18 protein-coding genes and 1 tRNA gene are annotated in these 16,687 nt (G+C 69.6%); 16 read left to right on the top strand and 3 right to left on the bottom strand.

Annotated elements, in window-relative coordinates:
- The first annotated feature begins 16 nt into the window (after window positions 1–16).
- The 13 genes from ACPXY0_RS10895 (at window position 17) to ACPXY0_RS10835 (ending at window position 11,858) form a co-directional block, all read left to right on the top strand.
- Complete coding sequence (locus ACPXY0_RS10895) at window positions 17–673, top strand: energy transducer TonB (RefSeq protein WP_423924558.1); 657 nt, start codon at window positions 17–19, stop codon at window positions 671–673.
- Window positions 674–818: 145 nt separating this feature from the next.
- Window positions 819–1,517 carry a YggS family pyridoxal phosphate-dependent enzyme gene (locus ACPXY0_RS10890; protein WP_423924557.1) on the top strand — a complete coding sequence of 233 codons (699 nt, stop codon included), beginning with the start codon at window positions 819–821 and terminating at the stop codon, window positions 1,515–1,517.
- Window positions 1,514–2,164 (top strand): DivIVA domain-containing protein, encoded by a 651-nt coding sequence (locus ACPXY0_RS10885; protein WP_423924556.1) that lies wholly within the window; start codon window positions 1,514–1,516, stop codon window positions 2,162–2,164. The genes ACPXY0_RS10890 and ACPXY0_RS10885 overlap by 4 nt, the downstream gene beginning before the upstream one ends.
- A gap of 69 nt (window positions 2,165–2,233) precedes the next feature.
- Window positions 2,234–5,479 (top strand): isoleucine--tRNA ligase, encoded by a 3,246-nt coding sequence (ileS, locus tag ACPXY0_RS10880; RefSeq protein ID WP_423924555.1) that lies wholly within the window; start codon window positions 2,234–2,236, stop codon window positions 5,477–5,479.
- Window positions 5,476–5,856 (top strand): TraR/DksA family transcriptional regulator, encoded by a 381-nt coding sequence (locus ACPXY0_RS10875; protein ID WP_423924554.1) that lies wholly within the window; start codon window positions 5,476–5,478, stop codon window positions 5,854–5,856. Before ileS ends, ACPXY0_RS10875 begins: the two co-directional genes overlap by 4 nt.
- The gene (gene lspA / locus ACPXY0_RS10870) at window positions 5,846–6,436 is read left to right on the top strand and encodes a signal peptidase II (protein WP_423924553.1); all 591 of its coding nucleotides are present in this window, start codon (window positions 5,846–5,848) and stop codon (window positions 6,434–6,436) included. The genes ACPXY0_RS10875 and lspA overlap by 11 nt, the downstream gene beginning before the upstream one ends.
- 1 nt (window position 6,437) lies before the next feature.
- Window positions 6,438–7,421 carry an RluA family pseudouridine synthase gene (locus ACPXY0_RS10865; RefSeq protein ID WP_423924552.1) on the top strand — a complete coding sequence of 328 codons (984 nt, stop codon included), beginning with the start codon at window positions 6,438–6,440 and terminating at the stop codon, window positions 7,419–7,421.
- A gap of 40 nt (window positions 7,422–7,461) precedes the next feature.
- A complete protein-coding gene (locus ACPXY0_RS10860) occupies window positions 7,462–7,686 on the top strand; it encodes a hypothetical protein (RefSeq protein ID WP_423924551.1) in 225 nt (74 codons plus the stop codon).
- 24 nt (window positions 7,687–7,710) lie between these two features.
- Window positions 7,711–7,785: transfer RNA gene (locus ACPXY0_RS10855), tRNA-Val, on the top strand.
- Between the two features lie 37 nt (window positions 7,786–7,822).
- Window positions 7,823–8,746, top strand: a complete 924-nt coding sequence (locus ACPXY0_RS10850; RefSeq protein ID WP_423924550.1) for a CopD family protein — start codon at window positions 7,823–7,825, stop codon at window positions 8,744–8,746.
- 3 nt (window positions 8,747–8,749) lie between these two features.
- Entirely contained in the window at window positions 8,750–10,051 is a 1,302-nt protein-coding gene (locus tag ACPXY0_RS10845) for a Zn-dependent hydrolase (protein ID WP_423924549.1), read from the top strand.
- A gap of 5 nt (window positions 10,052–10,056) precedes the next feature.
- Entirely contained in the window at window positions 10,057–11,433 is a 1,377-nt protein-coding gene (locus tag ACPXY0_RS10840; protein WP_423930660.1) for an aspartate aminotransferase family protein, read from the top strand.
- Window positions 11,433–11,858, top strand: a complete 426-nt coding sequence (locus tag ACPXY0_RS10835; protein ID WP_423924548.1) for a hypothetical protein — start codon at window positions 11,433–11,435, stop codon at window positions 11,856–11,858. The genes ACPXY0_RS10840 and ACPXY0_RS10835 overlap by 1 nt, the downstream gene beginning before the upstream one ends.
- On the opposite strand, the gene ACPXY0_RS10830 is transcribed toward ACPXY0_RS10835, so the two are convergent.
- The gene (locus ACPXY0_RS10830) at window positions 11,859–12,962 is read right to left on the bottom strand and encodes a carboxylate-amine ligase (RefSeq protein WP_423924547.1); all 1,104 of its coding nucleotides are present in this window, start codon (window positions 12,960–12,962) and stop codon (window positions 11,859–11,861) included. It lies immediately after the preceding gene.
- A gap of 170 nt (window positions 12,963–13,132) precedes the next feature.
- Between ACPXY0_RS10830 and ACPXY0_RS10825 the strand changes: the two genes are divergently transcribed.
- Together ACPXY0_RS10825 and ACPXY0_RS10820 are read left to right on the top strand one after the other, a co-directional pair.
- Window positions 13,133–13,465 carry a hypothetical protein gene (locus ACPXY0_RS10825; RefSeq protein WP_423924546.1) on the top strand — a complete coding sequence of 111 codons (333 nt, stop codon included), beginning with the start codon at window positions 13,133–13,135 and terminating at the stop codon, window positions 13,463–13,465.
- Window positions 13,466–13,597: 132 nt separating this feature from the next.
- Window positions 13,598–13,891: an HU family DNA-binding protein gene (locus ACPXY0_RS10820; RefSeq protein ID WP_423924545.1), complete on the top strand. Its 294-nt coding sequence runs from the start codon at window positions 13,598–13,600 to the stop codon at window positions 13,889–13,891.
- A 60-nt stretch (window positions 13,892–13,951) separates the two neighbouring features.
- On the opposite strand, the gene ACPXY0_RS10815 is transcribed toward ACPXY0_RS10820, so the two are convergent.
- Window positions 13,952–15,091 carry a vWA domain-containing protein gene (locus ACPXY0_RS10815; protein ID WP_419940912.1) on the bottom strand — a complete coding sequence of 380 codons (1,140 nt, stop codon included), beginning with the start codon at window positions 15,089–15,091 and terminating at the stop codon, window positions 13,952–13,954.
- Entirely contained in the window at window positions 15,088–15,987 is a 900-nt protein-coding gene (locus ACPXY0_RS10810) for an AAA family ATPase (protein WP_423924544.1), read from the bottom strand. The genes ACPXY0_RS10815 and ACPXY0_RS10810 overlap by 4 nt, the downstream gene beginning before the upstream one ends.
- 195 nt (window positions 15,988–16,182) lie before the next feature.
- Here ACPXY0_RS10810 and ACPXY0_RS10805 point away from each other — a divergent pair, with 195 nt between their 5' ends.
- Complete coding sequence (locus ACPXY0_RS10805) at window positions 16,183–16,641, top strand: SRPBCC family protein (RefSeq protein ID WP_423924543.1); 459 nt, start codon at window positions 16,183–16,185, stop codon at window positions 16,639–16,641.
- The last annotated feature ends 46 nt before the right edge of the window (window positions 16,642–16,687 follow it).

Raw genomic sequence — 16,687 nt, 5'->3', positions numbered from 1 at the left:
ATCGGGAGAAGATTCGATGGAAGACACCGGCATTCGGCTCACCGCGAACGACCAGTTCAAGCGCGTCAGCGCGAACTGGACACAGATCGGCCTGCTGGCCGCGGTCGGGCTCCACTTCGGCCTGTTCGTCCTCGTCCGGCCCTTCGAGGCCGCGGATCTGGGCACCGTCTCCACCGAGATCGAGGCGGTGAATTTCCCGCCGGAGGTCAAGATTCCGCCTCCGCCGGAGGCGATCGCCCGTCCGGCCACTCCGAGGGTCGCCTCGGTCGACATCTCCGAGGACATCACGATCGCGCCGACGACCTTCGAGTCGGTCCAGACCGAGAATCTGCCCCCGCCTCCCGCCGGGAGCAGCCCCGCGGACCGGCCCTCGTTCATCCCGTTCGACACGAACCCCGTGCTGATGAACCAGGCCGAGGTCACGCGGATTCTCGAGCGGGAATACCCGCGCACGCTGATGGACGCCGGGATCGGCGGCAAGGTCGAACTGTGGCTGTACGTGACCGAGGACGGGACCGTCGGGAACTTCGAGGTCAAGACGTCGTCCGGGAACGAGTTGCTCGACGAGGCGGCGGGGAAGGTCGTTCAGGCGATGAAGTTCACGCCGGCCAAGAACCGCGACAAGGTGACGGCGGTCTGGGTCTCGCAGGTGGTGGCGTTCGAGGTAGTGTAGCAGTCCGCAGGGGGTCGGACCCGCCGGTTCGACTTGGCGCCCGGCGCCGCTCCCGCGGCGCCGGGCGCTCTTTCTTGTGGCTGCGGACGCCGGCTCCCGGAGGGCCCGCTCGCATCGGCGCGCGCGCGCGCGTAGACTGTGCCGCGTGACGAGAGACGACGTCGAGGCCGGGCTGGCGCGGGTGTTGCAGCGGATCGAGGCGGCGGCCGGGAGGGCGGGACGGCGCCCCGACGATGTCGAGATCCTGCCGGTCACGAAGGGCCACCCGGCCCGCGCGATCGAGATCGTGGAGGAACTCGGCCTGGCCCGGATCGGCGAGAACCGGGTGCCGGAAGCCGAAGCGAAGCGGTCGGCGCTGGGCGCGACGCCGGGTGTCGCCTGGCACCTGATCGGTCGGCTGCAGCGCAACAAGGCGCGGCGGGCCCTCAGGTTGTTCGACGTGGTCGAGTCGGTGGACAGCGTCATGCTGGCGAGGACACTCAGCCGCATCGTCGAAGAGGAGCGGCTCGGTCCGGCGGAGGTGCTCGTTCAGGTCAACCCGTCCGCTGAGGCCGTGAAGGCGGGGTTCGCCGGCGAGAGCGCGGTCGACGCCGTGCGCGAGATCTGCGCTCTGCCCGGGCTGCGCGTCCGGGGCCTCATGGCCATGGCACCGTTCACGAACGACGAGGCGGTGCTGCGGCCGGTCTTCCGGGGTGCCGCGAGCCTGCTGGCCCGCTGCCGGGACGAGATTCCGGAGTTCGGGGGCGATGCGCTCTCGATGGGGATGAGCAACGACTTCGAGATCGCGGTCGAGGAGGGAAGCACTCGGCTGCGGCTGGGGACCGTGTTACTGGGGGAGCGATGATCGACCTGACACCGCTCGACGTCCGCAACAAGAAGGACGACTTCAGGCGCACCCTGCGGGGGTACGACCCGCGGAAGGTCGACGCTTTTCTCACCGTCGTGGCCGACGCCCTGGAGCGCCACATGCGGGAGAGCGCCACGTCTGGCGCCCGGGTCGAGGAACTGGAGCAGCAGCTCGAGACCTACCGCACGCGCGAACGGGCCCTGAACGACGCGTTGCTGGCCGCGCAGGAGTTGCGTGAGGAGACCAGACTTCAGGCGGAGCGGGATGCCGCCGTGCGGCTCCACGAGGCGGAGGCGCGGGCGCGCGCCGTCCTCCACGACGCGGAACAGGCGGTCCGTCTCTGTCAGGACAAGATCGAGGACCTGCGGGCGACGCGCGGCCAGTTCCTCGGATCGCTGCGGAAGTTGTTCGAGCGATTCGACGAATACCTCGATTTCGAGGACGCCCGGTTCGGAAGCGGGAAAGACGATCTCGGCCATCTGGTCGAACGGCTGCGGTCCGATCCGGATGAGGTGTCGACGGGGCAGGGTTCGACCGCAGCGGGGGATGTCGGATCGCGCGCCGCGTCCTCCGCGCCCCCCCCCATCCGGAACCCGTCGATTACCCGGGTCGACGCCGGCGGTTCGGGCACGGCGTCGACCTGACCGCAGTCCGCGGGATCGCCACGCCCGCCGTTCCCTGGACTACCTTAGCAGATTCGATGGAGCACCCCGATGGCCTACCGGCCAATACCGGAGTCCGTACGCGGGCTCGAAGCCGAAGTACTCGGACGCTGGGACGAAGAGAAGACGTTCGAGCGGACCCTCGCGGCGCGCGCCGACGCGAAGGACTTCGTGTTCTACGAGGGTCCGCCCACGGCGAACGGCGAACCCGGTGTCCATCACATCCTCGCGCGTACGATCAAGGACACCGTCCTGCGATACCGGACCATGACGGGCCGCCACGTTCCGCGGAAAGCCGGCTGGGATACCCACGGGCTGCCGGTGGAACTCGAAGTCGAACGCTCGCTCGGGATGTCCGGAAAACCGGACATCGAGCGCTTCGGGATCCGGAAATTCAACGACGCGTGTCGCCGCAACGTGTTCCGATACCAGGACGAATGGGAACGGCTGTCGCGGGACATCGGCTACTGGCTGGACTACGGCGACCCGTACGTCACGTATTCGTCGGACTTCATCGAGTCGGGCTGGTGGGCTCTGTCCGAGATCGAGAAGCGCGGCCTGCTGTACCGCGGCTATCGCGTCATCCCGACCTGTCCGCGCTGCGGAACCGGACTCTCGAGCCACGAGGTCGCGCAGGGCTACCAGGACGTGAACGAGCCCACCGTCTACATGAAGTTCCACCTCGTGGACGACCCCGATGACGCCCGGATCCTGAGCTGGACCACGACGCCGTGGACGCTGCCGGGAAACCTCGCGCTCGCCATCGGTCCCGACATCGCGTACGCCCGGGTGCGCGTCCTCGCCGACCCCGAGGCCGGTACCGCCGCCCTCCGGGCTCACGACGGACCCGGGGGTGCCGCGCCGGGAGAGGTCCTCATCCTCGCGCGCGACCGGATCGAGGCGGTCCTGCGACACCCGTACGAGATCGTGCGGGAGGTGCGCGCCGCGGAACTGGCCGGGCTGCGCTATCGGCCGCTCTTCCCGGGCGCGGTCGACGGCGACGGGCACGAGGCCGCGTGGACGGTGGTCGAGGCGGACTTCGTGACGGTGGACGAAGGCACCGGGGTCGTCCATACGGCCGTGATGTACGGGGAGGACGATTTCCGGCTCGGACAGCGCGTCGGGCTCCCCATGCAGCACACCGTGGGGGAGGACGGCCGGTTCCTCGAAAGCGTGCCGGGCGGGCTCGCCGGGCGGCACGTCAAGGACACGGAGACGGAGCGCGCGATCCGCGAGTGGGCCGTGGCCCGCGACCAGCTATATCTGCGCGAGATGTACGAGCACAGCTATCCGCACTGCTGGCGCTGCGACAGCGCGCTCCTCTACATGGCCCGCGACTCCTGGTACATCCGCACGACCGCGGTGAAGGACCGGCTCCTCGAGTACAACGCGGCGATCGACTGGCACCCGCCCGAGACCGGATCCGGGCGCATGGGCGAGTGGCTGGAGAACAACGTCGACTGGGCCCTCTCCCGCGAACGCTACTGGGGCACGCCGCTGCCCATCTGGCTCTGCTCGGAGGATGAGGAACACCGGACCGTTCTCGGATCGTTCGCCGAACTCGGTCGGCGGACGGGCGGGCTGCCCGACGACTTCGATCCCCACCGGCCGGGCATCGACGGCTACGAATGGAACTGCGAGTTCGATGGCTGCGCCGGACGCATGCGCCGCGTCCCCGAGGTCGCCGACGCCTGGTTCGACTCGGGGTCGATGCCGTACGCCCAGTGGCACTACCCGTTCGAGAACCGCGACACCTTCGATCGGTATTTTCCGGCGGACTATATCGCGGAGGGGATCGACCAGACGCGCGGCTGGTTCTATTCGCTGCTCGCCCTGTCCACGATCCTCTTCGACCGGGCGCCGTTCAGGGCGGTCATCGTCAACGACCAGGTCCTCGACGCGAAGGGACGCAAGATGTCGAAGTCCAGGGGGAACGCGGTCGACCCCCGGGACGCGCTCGATACGTACGGTGCGGACGTCACCCGCTTCTACTTCCTCTCCTCCTCCAACCCGTGGGTGTCGAAGCGGTGGGATCCGTCGGCGCTTCGCGAGACCGACCGCAAGCTGTTCGCGACGCTCCGGCACACGTACCGGTTCTTCGCCCTGTACGCGAACGAGGAGGGTTGGTCCCACGCCACGCCGCGGGCGGCGCCGGTCGCCGGGCGGAACGAACTGGACCGCTGGGTGCTGGCCCGCCTCGACGGCGTCGTGAGGACGGTGGACGAAGCGCTGGCCGGGTTCGATCTGACCGCGGGCGCTCGCGCGATCCAGGAATTCGTGCTGGATGACGTGTCGAACTGGTACGTCCGCCGCAGCCGCGACCGGTTCTGGGCGACGCGGCCGGATGCTTCCGCCGCGAGCGCGGACGCCTTCGCGACGCTCCACGAATGCCTGGTCACCGCGGCGCGGCTGCTCGCCCCCTTTGCTCCGTTCATGTCGGACTGGCTGCACCGCGCCCTCGCGGACGACCGGTCGGTGCACCTGGCCGACTTCCCGAAGGCGGAGGGCCGGGGCGAGCCGGAACTCGAGCAGGCGATGGGGGACGTCCGCCGCCTCGTGGCCCTGGGCCGGGCCGCCCGGGACAAGGCGGGGATCCACACCCGGCAGCCGCTGCGCGCGCTCCAGGCCGTCCTCCCGGGGGGGCGGAGGCTCCCCGACTCGATGGCGGCGCTCGTGCGGGAGGAACTGAACGTCAAACAGGTTGTGTCGTTCGGGGAAAGTGAAGACTTTATCGGGCTGTACGCGAAGCCCCGGTTCGGGGTGCTGGGTCCGAAGCACGGGGCGCGCACGCCGGCCGTGGCCAGAGCGATCGGCGAGCTCGAGACGCCGGTGCTGCGGCGACTGAAAACGGGTCGGACGATCGAGATCGAACTCGGTGGAGATCGGATTCGGGTCGAGCCCGAAGATGTCGCGATCCTCGAGGAGACGCGCACGGATCTGGCCGTGGCGAGCGACGGCGGGTATCTCGCGGCGCTGGACACGGAGATCGACGACGGCCTGCGCGCCGAGGGCTACGCGCGGGAGATCGTGAACCGTGTGCAGCGGCTGCGGCGTGAGGCCGCGCTCGATGTCGCCGATCGCATCCGGCTCGGGATCGCGGGCCCGGAGGCGTTGGAGGGTGCGGCCGCGACGCATTCCGGATACATCGCCGGCGAGACGCTGGCGGTGGAGGTGAGGATCGGGGCGGATGGCCTGGGCGGCCTGGAAACGAGGCGGATGAAGATCGGTGAGTTCGAGGTCGGCATCGGAGTCGAACGTACCCGCGTCGACAGCCGCGACATCGATGACTGGGGATGAACAGGGAACAGCGGAAGCACCTGGAGAAGAGGCTGCTGAAGGCACGCTCGCGCGCGACGAGGGAGATCGGGCAGTACGACGAGTCCTTCGCGAGCGCGCTGCGGGGTGGCGACAGCGATCTGGCCGCCTACAGCTTCCACATGGCGGACCAGGGAACCGATGCCATGGAGCGGGAGAAGGCGTTCCTCTTCGCCAGCAAGGAGGGTCGGCACCTCTACCACATCGATGAGGCGTTGAGGCGACTCTATCAGGCCCCCGAGGCGTTCGGGCAGTGCGAGCACTGCGGTGAGGAGATCAGCTTCGAGCGCCTCGATACCCTGCCGCATGCGAGGCTCTGCATCCGCTGCAAGGAGAAGGAAGAAACGAGTGCCGGCTGACCCCTCCGAGAGGGTGGACGGCCCCACCCCGGATCCCGGCCTGCCGGGCGCGCCCGGCACGGGAATCGCCGTCAGACTCTGGTTGACGCTGATCCCGATCGCGGTCGTGCTCACGCTCGACGTCATGACCAAGGCGTGGGTCATGAACACGTTCGAGCTCTACGAACAGGCGCCGGTGATCGGCGACTTCTTCCGCTTCACCTACACCCACAACCGGGGCGCGGCGTTCGGTCTCGACATCGGCGAGCATTCCCGGATCTTCTTTCTCCTCCTCTCGCTGATCGCGCTCGGCGTGCTGGGCTTCATCTATCGCGGCACGCCGTCTTCGGACCGGCTGCGGGTCCTGGCGATCTCGCTCGTTGCGGCCGGCGCCATCGGCAACATCTGGGACCGCATCCGGCTCGAGCAGGGTGTGGTGGATTTCCTCGACTTCGGGATCGGTATCCATCGCTTCCCCGTCTTCAACATCGCGGACTCCGGCGTCACCGTCGGTGCGGTGCTCCTCCTCATCTCATTCTGGCTCGAGGGTCGCCGGGAAGCGCGCGAGGCGGCCGGGGCGGTGGGGACGGACCAGGGGTGAGGTGAGTCCGGCCGACTCCGGCGCGACAGGGGACGGCGACCGGCGATTCATCGAGATCGAAGACGCGTCGGCCGAGCGGCTCGACCGGTTTCTGTGCGAGCCTCTGGCGCTGAGTCGCACCCGGGTCGCCCAACTCATCGCCGCCGGCCACGTGACGGTGAACGGCCGCGCCACGAGAAAGGGATACCTGCCCCGGGGCGGCGATCGCATCGAAGTCCATCTGCCGCCCGCCGTCCCCACCCGCCTCGAGCCCGAAGACATCCCCGTCGAGATCCGGTACGAGGACGAGCATCTGGCGGTGGTGGAAAAACCGGCCGGGCTCGTCGTCCACCCGGCGCCCGGGCACCCGCGCGGGACGCTCGTGAACGCGCTCCTCTTCCATCTCGACCGCCTCTCGAACATCGGGGGCGACCGCAGACCGGGGATCGTGCACCGTCTGGACCGGGACACGAGCGGGCTCATGCTGGTGGCCAAGCGGGATGGGGCGCATCGTCGACTCTCAGCCGCCCTCCGGCGCCGCGAGGTCGAACGGGGATACCTGGCGGCGGCCTGGGGGCACCTGGAACGAGACCGGTTCACGGTCGATCGGCCCATCGGCCGCGACCGCCGCAACCGGAAGCGGATGGCCGTGCGGGAGGCCGGCCGCCCCGCGACGACCCACTTCCGGCGACTGGAGCGGTGGAACGCGGCCGACCTCGTCGCGGTACGACTCGGGACGGGACGGACCCATCAGGTGCGCGTACACCTGAGGTCCGTCGGACACCCGGTCGTGGCGGATCCGATCTACGCGCCGGGTTGGGAACGGGGGTTCGGCGGCGCGGGCGGCCGCTGGGCGGGGGAGTTCCGGCGCCGGGCGGCGCGACTCTTCCTGCACGCCGCGCATCTGGCCTTCGAGCACCCCGTCACGGGCGAGGAACTATCGTTCGCATCGCCCCTGCCATCGCCCCTGCTGGAGGTCGTGGAATGGGCCCGTTCCACTTCGTGACGCGGTTGACGAGTCCGGGAAGGGCATCTAGGGTGCGCGCATGACACAGGGACGACGCGACCAGAAGACGGGACGGACCCCCGCCCGCGGGCTCCAGTTCGGGCCTGCCAACTACGCGGCGTTCGCCCTCGGCCTGGCATCGATCGTGCTGGGGTATGTTCTGCTCGACGGCGGATCCGTGACCGCCGCGCCGCTCCTCCTCGTGCTCGGCTACGCCGTGTTCCTCCCCGCCGGACTGATTCTCGGCTGGCGGCGACTCGGCTAGCAGCCCGCCGGCGGGAGACCCAGGGGGCGAATAGCTCAGTCGGTTCAGAGCGCCTGCCTTACAAGCAGGAGGTCGGGGGTTCGAATCCCTCTTCGCCCATCCGCCAGAAAGAAAGCCCGGGCCCGACATGTGGTCGTTGATCGGAACGGTATCGCGCTGGGCGCTGTTCGCCGGCCTCCTCGCCGCGGTGGGGGCGGTGACCTTCCGGCTCCTGGTCCTCAGGCGGTTCCCCGGGTTCGGCCCGCCGAGCGAGGGTGACGCGTCCGTCGACCCGGCGGCACTCGCGGCCCGGATCGGCCGCCTGGCGCTTCTCGCCGTCGCGCTCGGGGCGCTGGGCCGGCTCGCGGCGGAGGTCGCCGTATTTCGCGATCCCTTCGAGCCGCTCTGGGCGGAGATCCGTCTGCTCGTGACACGTACCTCGTGGGGCCGGGCCTGGATCGCCCAGATCACCGCGACCGCGATCTCGGCGTTCGCGTTCACGCTCGCCTCCAGGCCCGGTCGCGTGGCGGAACCCGGCTGGGTGCTGGCCACCGCCGGCGTCGTTCTCCTCGCCTACACGCCGGCGCTCTCCGGGCACGCGACGGGCGCCGAACACTACGTCACGGCCGCGATCTCGGCCGACGTATTCCATGTCGCGGCGGGCGGCGTCTGGCTCGGTACGCTCGCCGTCATGGCGGGTGTGCTGCACCTGGGCCGACGGCACGGCGCCGTGGTCTCCCGAACGCGGCTCGTGGACTGGATCACGGCGTTCTCGCCGCTCGCCCTGGGCTCCGCCGCGGTCATCGGAGCCACCGGCCTGTTCGGGGCCTGGCTGCATCTGGGGGCGGTGTCGTCGCTGTGGACGGAACCCTACGGCCGGCGTCTGAGCCTCAAGCTCCTCGTCCTGCTCGTGGTCATCGGTTGCGGCGCGTACAACTGGAGGCGGTCCCCGGACCGGGTTCGGGCGTCCGGCGAGCCGGCTCGTCTTCCGCCGACCGTCGCCCTGGAACTGGGAGCCGCGCTCGCTCTCCTCCTCGTCACGGCGGTCCTGACCGTGACCCCGCCGCCCGCACACGAGTGACCCGTGGCGTCGATCCCTGACCTCCGCGTCGACGGCGGACGGCTCTGGCGGCGACTCGAGGAGATGGCGCGCATCGGCGCCACCGCGGCCGGTGGCGTCCACCGCCTCGCGCTGAGCGACGAAGACCGCCGGGCGCGCGATCGGTTCCGCGCCTGGGCGGTGTCGCTGGGTCTCGCCATCTCGATCGACGGAATCGGCAACATGTTCGCCCGCCGCGCGGGCACGGACGATGCGCGTCCGCCGGTCGTTCTGGGGAGCCACCTCGACAGCCAGCCCACGGGGGGGCGGTTCGACGGCCCACTCGGCGTCCTCGCCGCGCTCGAGGTCGTGCAGACCCTCGAGGAGCACGGCATCGCGACGGCGGTCCCCATCGAGGTCGCGAACTGGACGAACGAGGAGGGCGCGCGTTTCGCGCCGGCCATGATGGGGTCGGGCGTATTCTCGGGCCGGTTCGAATTGGCCGACGCCCTGAGGACGAGCGACCCCGATGGGGTCACGGTGGCCGATGCCATCGATCGGATCGGCTACCGCGGGCCGACGCCCGTCGGCGGACGCCTCCTGGCGGCGCACCTCGAGCTGCACATCGAGCAGGGTCCGATCCTCGAGGAGCGCGGCTGCGAGATCGGCATCGTGACGGGCGTCCAGGGGACCCGCTGGTTCGACCTCACGCTGATCGGCGAGGAAGCACACGCCGGACCCACCCCGATGCCGAGCCGGACGGACCCCGTGGCGGCTCTCGGCCAGGCGCTGGTCGAGCTGTATCGCCGGGTCGAGAGCGAGTTCGCGCCGCACGGACGGCTGACCTTCGGCGTCCTGGCGGCGACGCCGGCCTCGCGTAACACGGTGCCCGGCCAGGTCCGCGTCAGCGTGGACATCCGTCATCCCGAAGACCGCGCGCTCGACGACATGGAACACTGCCTGCGGGAGGAGGCGGCGAGCGCCTGCGCCGAACGCGGCGCCGAATGGCGTCTCGACGCGGTATGGCGGTCACCCGCGGTCCGCTTCTCCGATCGCTGCATCGAGGCCGTGCGCGCCGCCGCCGAGCACTGCGGCTACCGTTCGATGCCGCTCATGGCCGGGGCCGGCCACGACTCCGTACACACGAGCGACATCGCGCCGACGGGCATGATCTTCGTCCCCTGCGAGGGCGGCGTGAGCCACAACGAGGCGGAGCGGATCACCCCGGCCCAGGCGGAAGCGGGGGCGAACGTGCTCCTCCACGCGGCCCTTCGCCTGGCGGGCGGCCGGCGCCGCGGTCCCGTATCTTACCCCGCGTCCAACACCAGCCCCGGAGGCAGCGCGTGACCGCGATCACGAACACGGCTTCGACCGACACCGCCACCTGGCAGGAAATCGATCGACGCCACCACGTCCATCCCTTCGTCGACCCCCGCATCCTCGCGGAGAAGGGGACGCGGGTCATCGTCGGGGCCGAAGGCCGCCACCTGATCGACTCCGAGGGCCGCCGCATCCTCGACGCCATGGCGGGCCTGTGGTGCGTCAATCTCGGTTACGGGCGCGAGGAACTGGCCCGCGCGGCCTACGACCAGATGGTCGAGTTGCCCTACTACAACACCTTCTTCCGGACGGCGTCTCCCCCGACGATCGAGTTGTCGCGCGTGCTCGCGGAACTCGCGCCGGGCAGCATCGCGCACGCCTTCTTCTCGAGTTCCGGCTCCGAGGCCAACGACACCATCGTCCGCCTCGTGCGCCGGTACTGGGACCTCCAGGGGAAGCCCGCCAAGAAGACGTTCATCAGCCGCACGTACGCGTACCACGGGAGCACCATGGCCGCCGCCAGCCTGGGCGGATTCGAGGCCATGCACGCGATGGGAGACCTCCCCCTGCCCGGGTTCGAGCACGTCATGCCGCCGTACTGGTTCGCGATGGGGGAGGCTGGAGAAACCCCGGAGGAGACGGGGGCGCGGGCCGCGAAGGCGCTCGAGGACAGGATCGCCGAACTCGGCGCGGACCGGGTGGCCGCCTTCATCGGGGAGCCGGTCATCGGCGCGGGCGGCGTCATCGTGCCGCCCGACAACTACTGGCCCGAGATTCAGCGCATCTGCCGAGCGAACGACGTCCTCCTCGTGTGTGACGAGGTGATCACGGGCTTCGGCCGCACCGGCGAGTGGTTCGGCGCTCAGAAGTTCGGGATCGACGCCGATCTCATGACGATCGCCAAGGGGCTCACCTCCGGCTACCTGCCGATGTCGGCCGTCCTCATGACCGACGCGGTGTTCGATGTCCTGTCCGAGGGAGGCGTGATCCCGCACGGCTACACCTATTCCGGACACCCCGCCGCCGCCGCCGTCGCGCTCGAGAACCTCCGGCTCATGAAGGAGGAAGGGGTCGTGGAACGGGTCCGGGAGGACACCGGGCCCTACTTCCAGGGCCGGCTGCGGGAACTGGCGGACCACCCTCTCGTCGGGGAGGTGCGGGGCGTCGGACTCCTCGGGAGCCTGGAGCTGTCGAAGGACAAGGCGTCGCGGGCGCTGTTCGACCCCGTCGGCCAGGTGGGCGCGCTCTGCCACGAACACCTCTACGACGAGGGCGTCATCTTCCGGTCCATGCGGGACGTGATGTGCACGAGTCCGCCGCTCACGATCACCCGGGAAGAGATCGACGAACTGGTTGCGAAGGCCCGGGCGGGGATCGACCGCACGGCGCGGGACCTCGGCATGATGTGATGGGGGCCGGCCGACCCCCCGCACGGGTGGCCCTCGCGGCGGCTCTCGGCGCGAGCGTCGCCGCCTGCGCGACGGCGCCCCGCGACGCGGGGCCGGGGGTCACTCCGGGAGCGGAAGCCCCCGAATACGCCTACCGCGTCCAGTACTACGTCTCGTGCAGCGTGAGCGATGAGTGCCGCGTCCAGTACATCGACGAGGAGGGTGTGCTCCGGGCCCGGGACATCGTCGGCGAATGGGACATGGACTTCGGCGCCGACCCGGGTACACGCCTGTGGCTTCGCGCCGGGGCCGGAGGCTGCCCGCCCCGGCCCGTCCGGGCCGAAATCCGCATGGAGGGCGAGATCGTCGCCGAGCACCTCGCGCCGTCGCCGAGGCGTTCCCGCTGCAGCTGGATCCTCGCCGAGACGGAGTTCCGCCTCCCCTGATCAGAGCCCCTCGACCGTCTCCCCGATGAGGTGCGTGACGACGTCGCGGATGTCGCCCGTCTCTTCGAACACGGCGAGCTGCCGGGCTGAACTCGACCCCTCCTTCAGGATGTGGAGCGCGTATTCCACTTCCGCCCGGCTGCCCAGTTCGTCGATCACGTCGTCGAGGAACCACTCGAGCATCTCTATGATGAGGTCGGCGGCCGGGTGTTCGCTCTGACGGCCGAAGTCGATGAGCTTGCCCGTGAGCCCGTATCGGGCCGCGCGCCACTTGTTCTCGGCCACGAGGACTTCGGGATAGAGGCGGAACGTGAGGTTGTCGCGCCGCAGCTTCCACAGTTTCGCGACGATGGCCTGGAAGATCGCGGCGATGCAGACGACTTCCTCCACGCGCGTGCACATGTCGCACACGCGGAACTCCAGCGTCGGGAAGCTGTGATTCGGGCGCACATCCCACCAGATCTTGCTCGAATCCTGGATCGTGTTCGAGCGGACCATGGTCTCGATGAAGTGGCTGTATTCGCTCCAGCTCCCGAAGCTCATGGGGATGCCGGTGCGCGGGAAATTGCGCCAGATGATGCTCCGGTACGAGTGGAGTCCGGTCTTCGACCCCTCCCAGAAGGGCGAACTCGTCGAGAGCGCGAGCACGTGCGGGAGGAAGTATCGCGACACGTTCATGGCGTCGATCAGGAACTCGCGGTCCTCGATCCCCACGTGGATGTGGGTGCCGAAGATGAGATTTCGTTCGGCGACCTGTTGAAGATCCTCCCTGAGTCCGGCGTACCGCTCGAGCGGCGTGATGGCCTGCTGCTGCCAGTTCGAGAACGGGTGGGTGCCGGAGGCCACGATCCGGAGTCCCTTCGCGGTGACCTTCGCGGTGACGAGTCGGCGCATGCGCAGGACCTCGGCGCGGACCTCGCCGGCGTCCCGGCAGACGCGGCTCGCCGTCTCCACGCAGGCCTGGTGCAGCTCCGGATGGATCTCCTCGCGAGTCTCGTCGTCCCCCTCGAGGATCTCCGTGATGAACGACGTGAGTTCGCCGGTCTCCGGATGAACGATCTGGTATTCCTCTTCAACGCCGAGCGTGAGTGAAGGGGCTTTCATGGCGAGCCTCTCGAGTGGAGAGATTCATGCGTCGGTGGCCGGCGGAGCGTCGCGAAGATAAACGTCGCGTCTTCGGCCGTCGACACCCGCGGCGGACTTTCGACGATCGCCGGAAACGCCGTATCTTGCCGTGCCGCGATTCCATCCCGTTTCCCGACACGGAGGCTCCATTGATCCACTGGCTCATAGCAATCTGCGTCTTCTGGCTCGTGAGCGCCGTCTTCTTCGGCGGCGTGTACGACGCGGAGACCGGCTCCGCCGGCCGGCAGGCGCTCGGCCTGCTGCTGAACTTCACCGTCTTCCTCGGCATCTTCGCCCTCTTGCGATTCGCCCTCGTCGGGCTCTTCGGGCTCGGGGGGGAGAGCGGCTTCCTGAACACGGTGTGGGACACAATCCTTCCGACCGCGATCCCGACCATGCTCCTCGGGCGGATCGGCAGGTTCGTCTTCGGGCTGGTCGGCGTGACGATGGCGCGGAAGGTGTTCTCGACCGACATGCACTAGCACTAGCCGCGCGGCACCGCGCCGGGTTGCGAGGGCACCGCCGCCTTCCCGGGACTTGCATGATGCGGTGACAGCGAGAATTATGGGCGCTTCGTTCGCTCGACGAAGAACCTCTTTACAGGAGAAAAAAGGATGACCAAGGACGATTTTGCGGCGAAGCTCGCCATGCAGACGGGGCTGAGCAAGGCCAAGTCGCGCGAGGTTATCGACTGCATCTTTGCGACGGATCCGGGCGCGGGAATCATCGCAGTCGAACTCGATGCGGGCCGCGATTTCACGGTCACGGGTTTCGGCACGTTCGGGAAGCGACGGCGCAACGCGCGCATGGGCCGCAACCCGCAGACCGGTGCGGCGATCGAGATTCCAGCCATGAACGTTCCGACCTTCAAGGCCGGGAAGGGCCTCAAGGACCGCGTTCGAGCCTAATGCCGGGTCCCGGCGGGGCCCGGTTCGTCCGGGCCACCCCACCCCACCCCTCTGTCCTCCCTACAACCTCAACAACCCGGGGAGCGCTCGCAGCGCTTCGAGGCTGTGTCCCGACTGGAAGTGATCCACGTACGGGAGGGCGGCGCGCATGCCGCGCGCCTCGGGTGCGTAGCGTGAGCTCTCGAGGAGCGGGTTCAACCAGATCACGCGCCGGGCCCCGCGCTGGATCCGTCGCATGGCGCGCTCGAGCGGCTCGGTCTCGCCCTGGTCGAGTCCGTCCGAGAGGATGAGCACCAGGGTTCGCCGCCCCAGCATGCGCTGGCCGTGCCGGGTCACGAACGTCTCCAGACACTCCCCGATCCGGGTCCCGCTCGACCAGCCCCGTGCGCGCAGACGGTCCAGGGCCGGGTCGATGTTCTCGCCCGCCAGCCAGGGCGTGAGGTGCGTGAGGCGGGTGCTGAACGCGAAGGTCTGGATGTCCCGTGCGCGACCACACCCCAGCAGGAAGCGCAACAGGAAGCGGCTGTAGCGCTCCATGGAGCCGCTCACGTCGCAGAGGACGACGAGCTGCGGCGGGACGTGGCGCCGGCGCCGTCTCGCGAGGCGGACGAGTTCGCCCTCGTGCGCCACGACCGAACGGAGCGTCCTGCGGACGTCGATCGGGCCGCGCCGGCCGCCGGGCTCGAGACGCCGGCTGCGCCGGGTCGACAGCCGGACGATGAGCCGGTCGAGCCACGCATCGACCTCGCGGAGTTCGTCCCTGCCGATCGACGCGAACGAGCGCCGGGCGAGCGAGTCGGCCGCGCTGTACGCCGCGCCGATCGGCCGGACGCGCGAATCCGGATCGTCCCGGTCCGCGCCGCGCTCCTCGTCCCGCGCCGCGGCGCCCGGTCGATCCGGCGTCGACAGCCCGCCGGCGGATGGCGCGGGACTCGGCGCCGAGCGGGCCTTCGACAGGAGGTCATCGGCCGGCGTGGGCGCGCGCTCCCTCCGCCACCAGGGCCAGAAGCACCGTTCGAAGATCGCCAGGTCGGCGGGGCTCGAGCAGAACGCGGCCCGGAGTCCGACCCGCACGTCCTCGGCATCGCCGCCGTCGAGGTGCTCGAGCGCGGCGAGCGCGGAGGTGGATTCGGAGAGCGCGCAGTCGACGCCCTCGCCGCGCAGCCGCCGGCCCAGCTCGGCGACCCGCTCCGGCGTCACCTCTCCGCGTCTCGCGAGGGGGCGAGCAAGGCCTCGAGGCGCTCCACCGTGAGCCCGGCGAGATCGTTCGGGTCCTTGACGAGCGCCCCGATCGCGTCGCGGGCCGTCTCGGGCCCCAGCCGCTCCGCTCCGAGCGCCTCGAGGGCAGCGGCGAAGTCGAGGGTCTCCGCCACGCCGGGCGGCTTGGCCAGCCGCTCCCGCCGCAGCCGCTGGGCCAGCCCCACCGCCTCGTGCGCGCGAGTTCGTCCGATCTCCGGCCGCCGTCGCCTGAGGATCTCCACCTCGCGCTCCGGCTCGGGATAGTCGATCCACAGGTAGAGACAGCGTCGCCGCAGGGCGTCGGACAGTTCGCGCGTACCGTTGGAGGTCAGGAGGACGACGGGCCGCGTGCGGGCCGCGATCGTGCCCAGCTCCGGGATCGACACCTGAAAGTCCGACAGGAGTTCGAGCAGGAACGCCTCGAACTCTTCATCCGCCCGATCCACCTCGTCGATCAGCAGGACCGGCCGCTCCTCGCAGCGGATCGCGCGCAGGAGGGGGCGTTCGAGCAGGAATCCGGGCCCGAAGATCGTCCGCTGCACCGCGTCCGCGTCCCCCTCACGGCCCTGGAGACGGATGTGAAGGAGTTGCTTCTGGTAGTTCCACTCGTAAACGGCGGTGGGAAGGTCGAGCCCCTCGTAGCACTGGAGGCGTATGAGTTCGGCTCCGAGCCAGGACGCCATGGCCTTCGCGATTTCGGTCTTCCCGACACCCGCCGCGCCCTCGACAAGGAGGGGCTTCTCCATCGCGAGGGCGAGATGCACGGCCGTGGCGATGGTCCGGTCCGCGACATAGCCGACCGACTCGAGTCCCTCGACGATCCTCGCGATATCGGGTCGCAAAGCTCCGTCCTCCATCTCGCGTTCACAGGGCCGGGCGGGATGCCAAAGGCCGTCGGAGGTGCGTCGCCGGTTGCGGACGCTCGGCCGCAAACTCAGCTTGCTCGGGTCTCCGGCTCGCGCGCCGCCCGTGTGCGGCAATATAACCGCTCCCCCGCACACCTGTCGGGACCGGCGCGCCGATCGGCGCCGCCCCTTCCCGAGGCATACGCGATGGCGATCGAGATCGAAAACAGCTTTGACGTTCCTCAGCCCGTCGACAAAGTCTGGGGGTTCCTGACGGATCCCGAGCGGATCGTGGAGTGCCTCCCGGGCGCGAGGCTGATCGAAGCCGTCGACGAGCGCACCTTCCGGGGCGAGATCGGCCTCACGCTGGGGCCGATCGGGATGCGTTTCATGGGCCGGATCCACTTCGAGGAACTCGACGTCGAGCGCCATCACATGGTGATGACGGGTGAGGGAAGGGACAGACGCGGGAGCGGTAACGTGCGGATGAAGATGGAGAGCGATCTCCGGGAGCGTGAGCAGGGAGGGACCCGCATCCGGGTCTCACAGTCGATCGCGCTCACCGGGCGGCTGGCCTCGTTCGGGCGCGGGGGGGTGATTCAGTCCGTCGCGAATGTTATGTTCAACCGCTTTACGGGGTGCCTGCAACGGAAGCTGGCGCAATGAACGTCGGACAGGCACCCTGCGCCCGGCGCGGCGGCGACGACGCCAT

The organism is Candidatus Palauibacter sp. (genome assembly GCF_965237495.1).
Lineage (GTDB): Bacteria > Gemmatimonadota > Gemmatimonadetes > Palauibacterales > Palauibacteraceae > Palauibacter.
The sequence above is the reverse complement of the archived record's forward strand: the minus strand, read 5'-3'. Positions and strand labels throughout refer to the sequence as shown.

Bases quoted from the DNA above. Each gene is read 5' to 3' on its own strand.
- ACPXY0_RS10895 (WP_423924558.1), top strand. From the start codon at position 17: ATGGAAGACACCGGCATTCGGCTCACCGCGAACGACCAGTTCAAGCGC.
- ACPXY0_RS10885 (WP_423924556.1), top strand. From the start codon at position 1,514: ATGATCGACCTGACACCGCTCGACGTCCGCAACAAGAAGGACGACTTC.
- ileS (WP_423924555.1), top strand. From the start codon at position 2,234: ATGGCCTACCGGCCAATACCGGAGTCCGTACGCGGGCTCGAAGCCGAA.
- ACPXY0_RS10875 (WP_423924554.1), top strand. From the start codon at position 5,476: ATGAACAGGGAACAGCGGAAGCACCTGGAGAAGAGGCTGCTGAAGGCA.
- ACPXY0_RS10860 (WP_423924551.1), top strand. From the start codon at position 7,462: ATGACACAGGGACGACGCGACCAGAAGACGGGACGGACCCCCGCCCGC.
- ACPXY0_RS10835 (WP_423924548.1), top strand. From the start codon at position 11,433: ATGGGGGCCGGCCGACCCCCCGCACGGGTGGCCCTCGCGGCGGCTCTC.
- ACPXY0_RS10830 (WP_423924547.1), bottom strand. From the start codon at position 12,962: ATGAAAGCCCCTTCACTCACGCTCGGCGTTGAAGAGGAATACCAGATC.
- ACPXY0_RS10820 (WP_423924545.1), top strand. From the start codon at position 13,598: ATGACCAAGGACGATTTTGCGGCGAAGCTCGCCATGCAGACGGGGCTG.
- ACPXY0_RS10810 (WP_423924544.1), bottom strand. From the start codon at position 15,987: ATGGAGGACGGAGCTTTGCGACCCGATATCGCGAGGATCGTCGAGGGA.
- ACPXY0_RS10805 (WP_423924543.1), top strand. From the start codon at position 16,183: ATGGCGATCGAGATCGAAAACAGCTTTGACGTTCCTCAGCCCGTCGAC.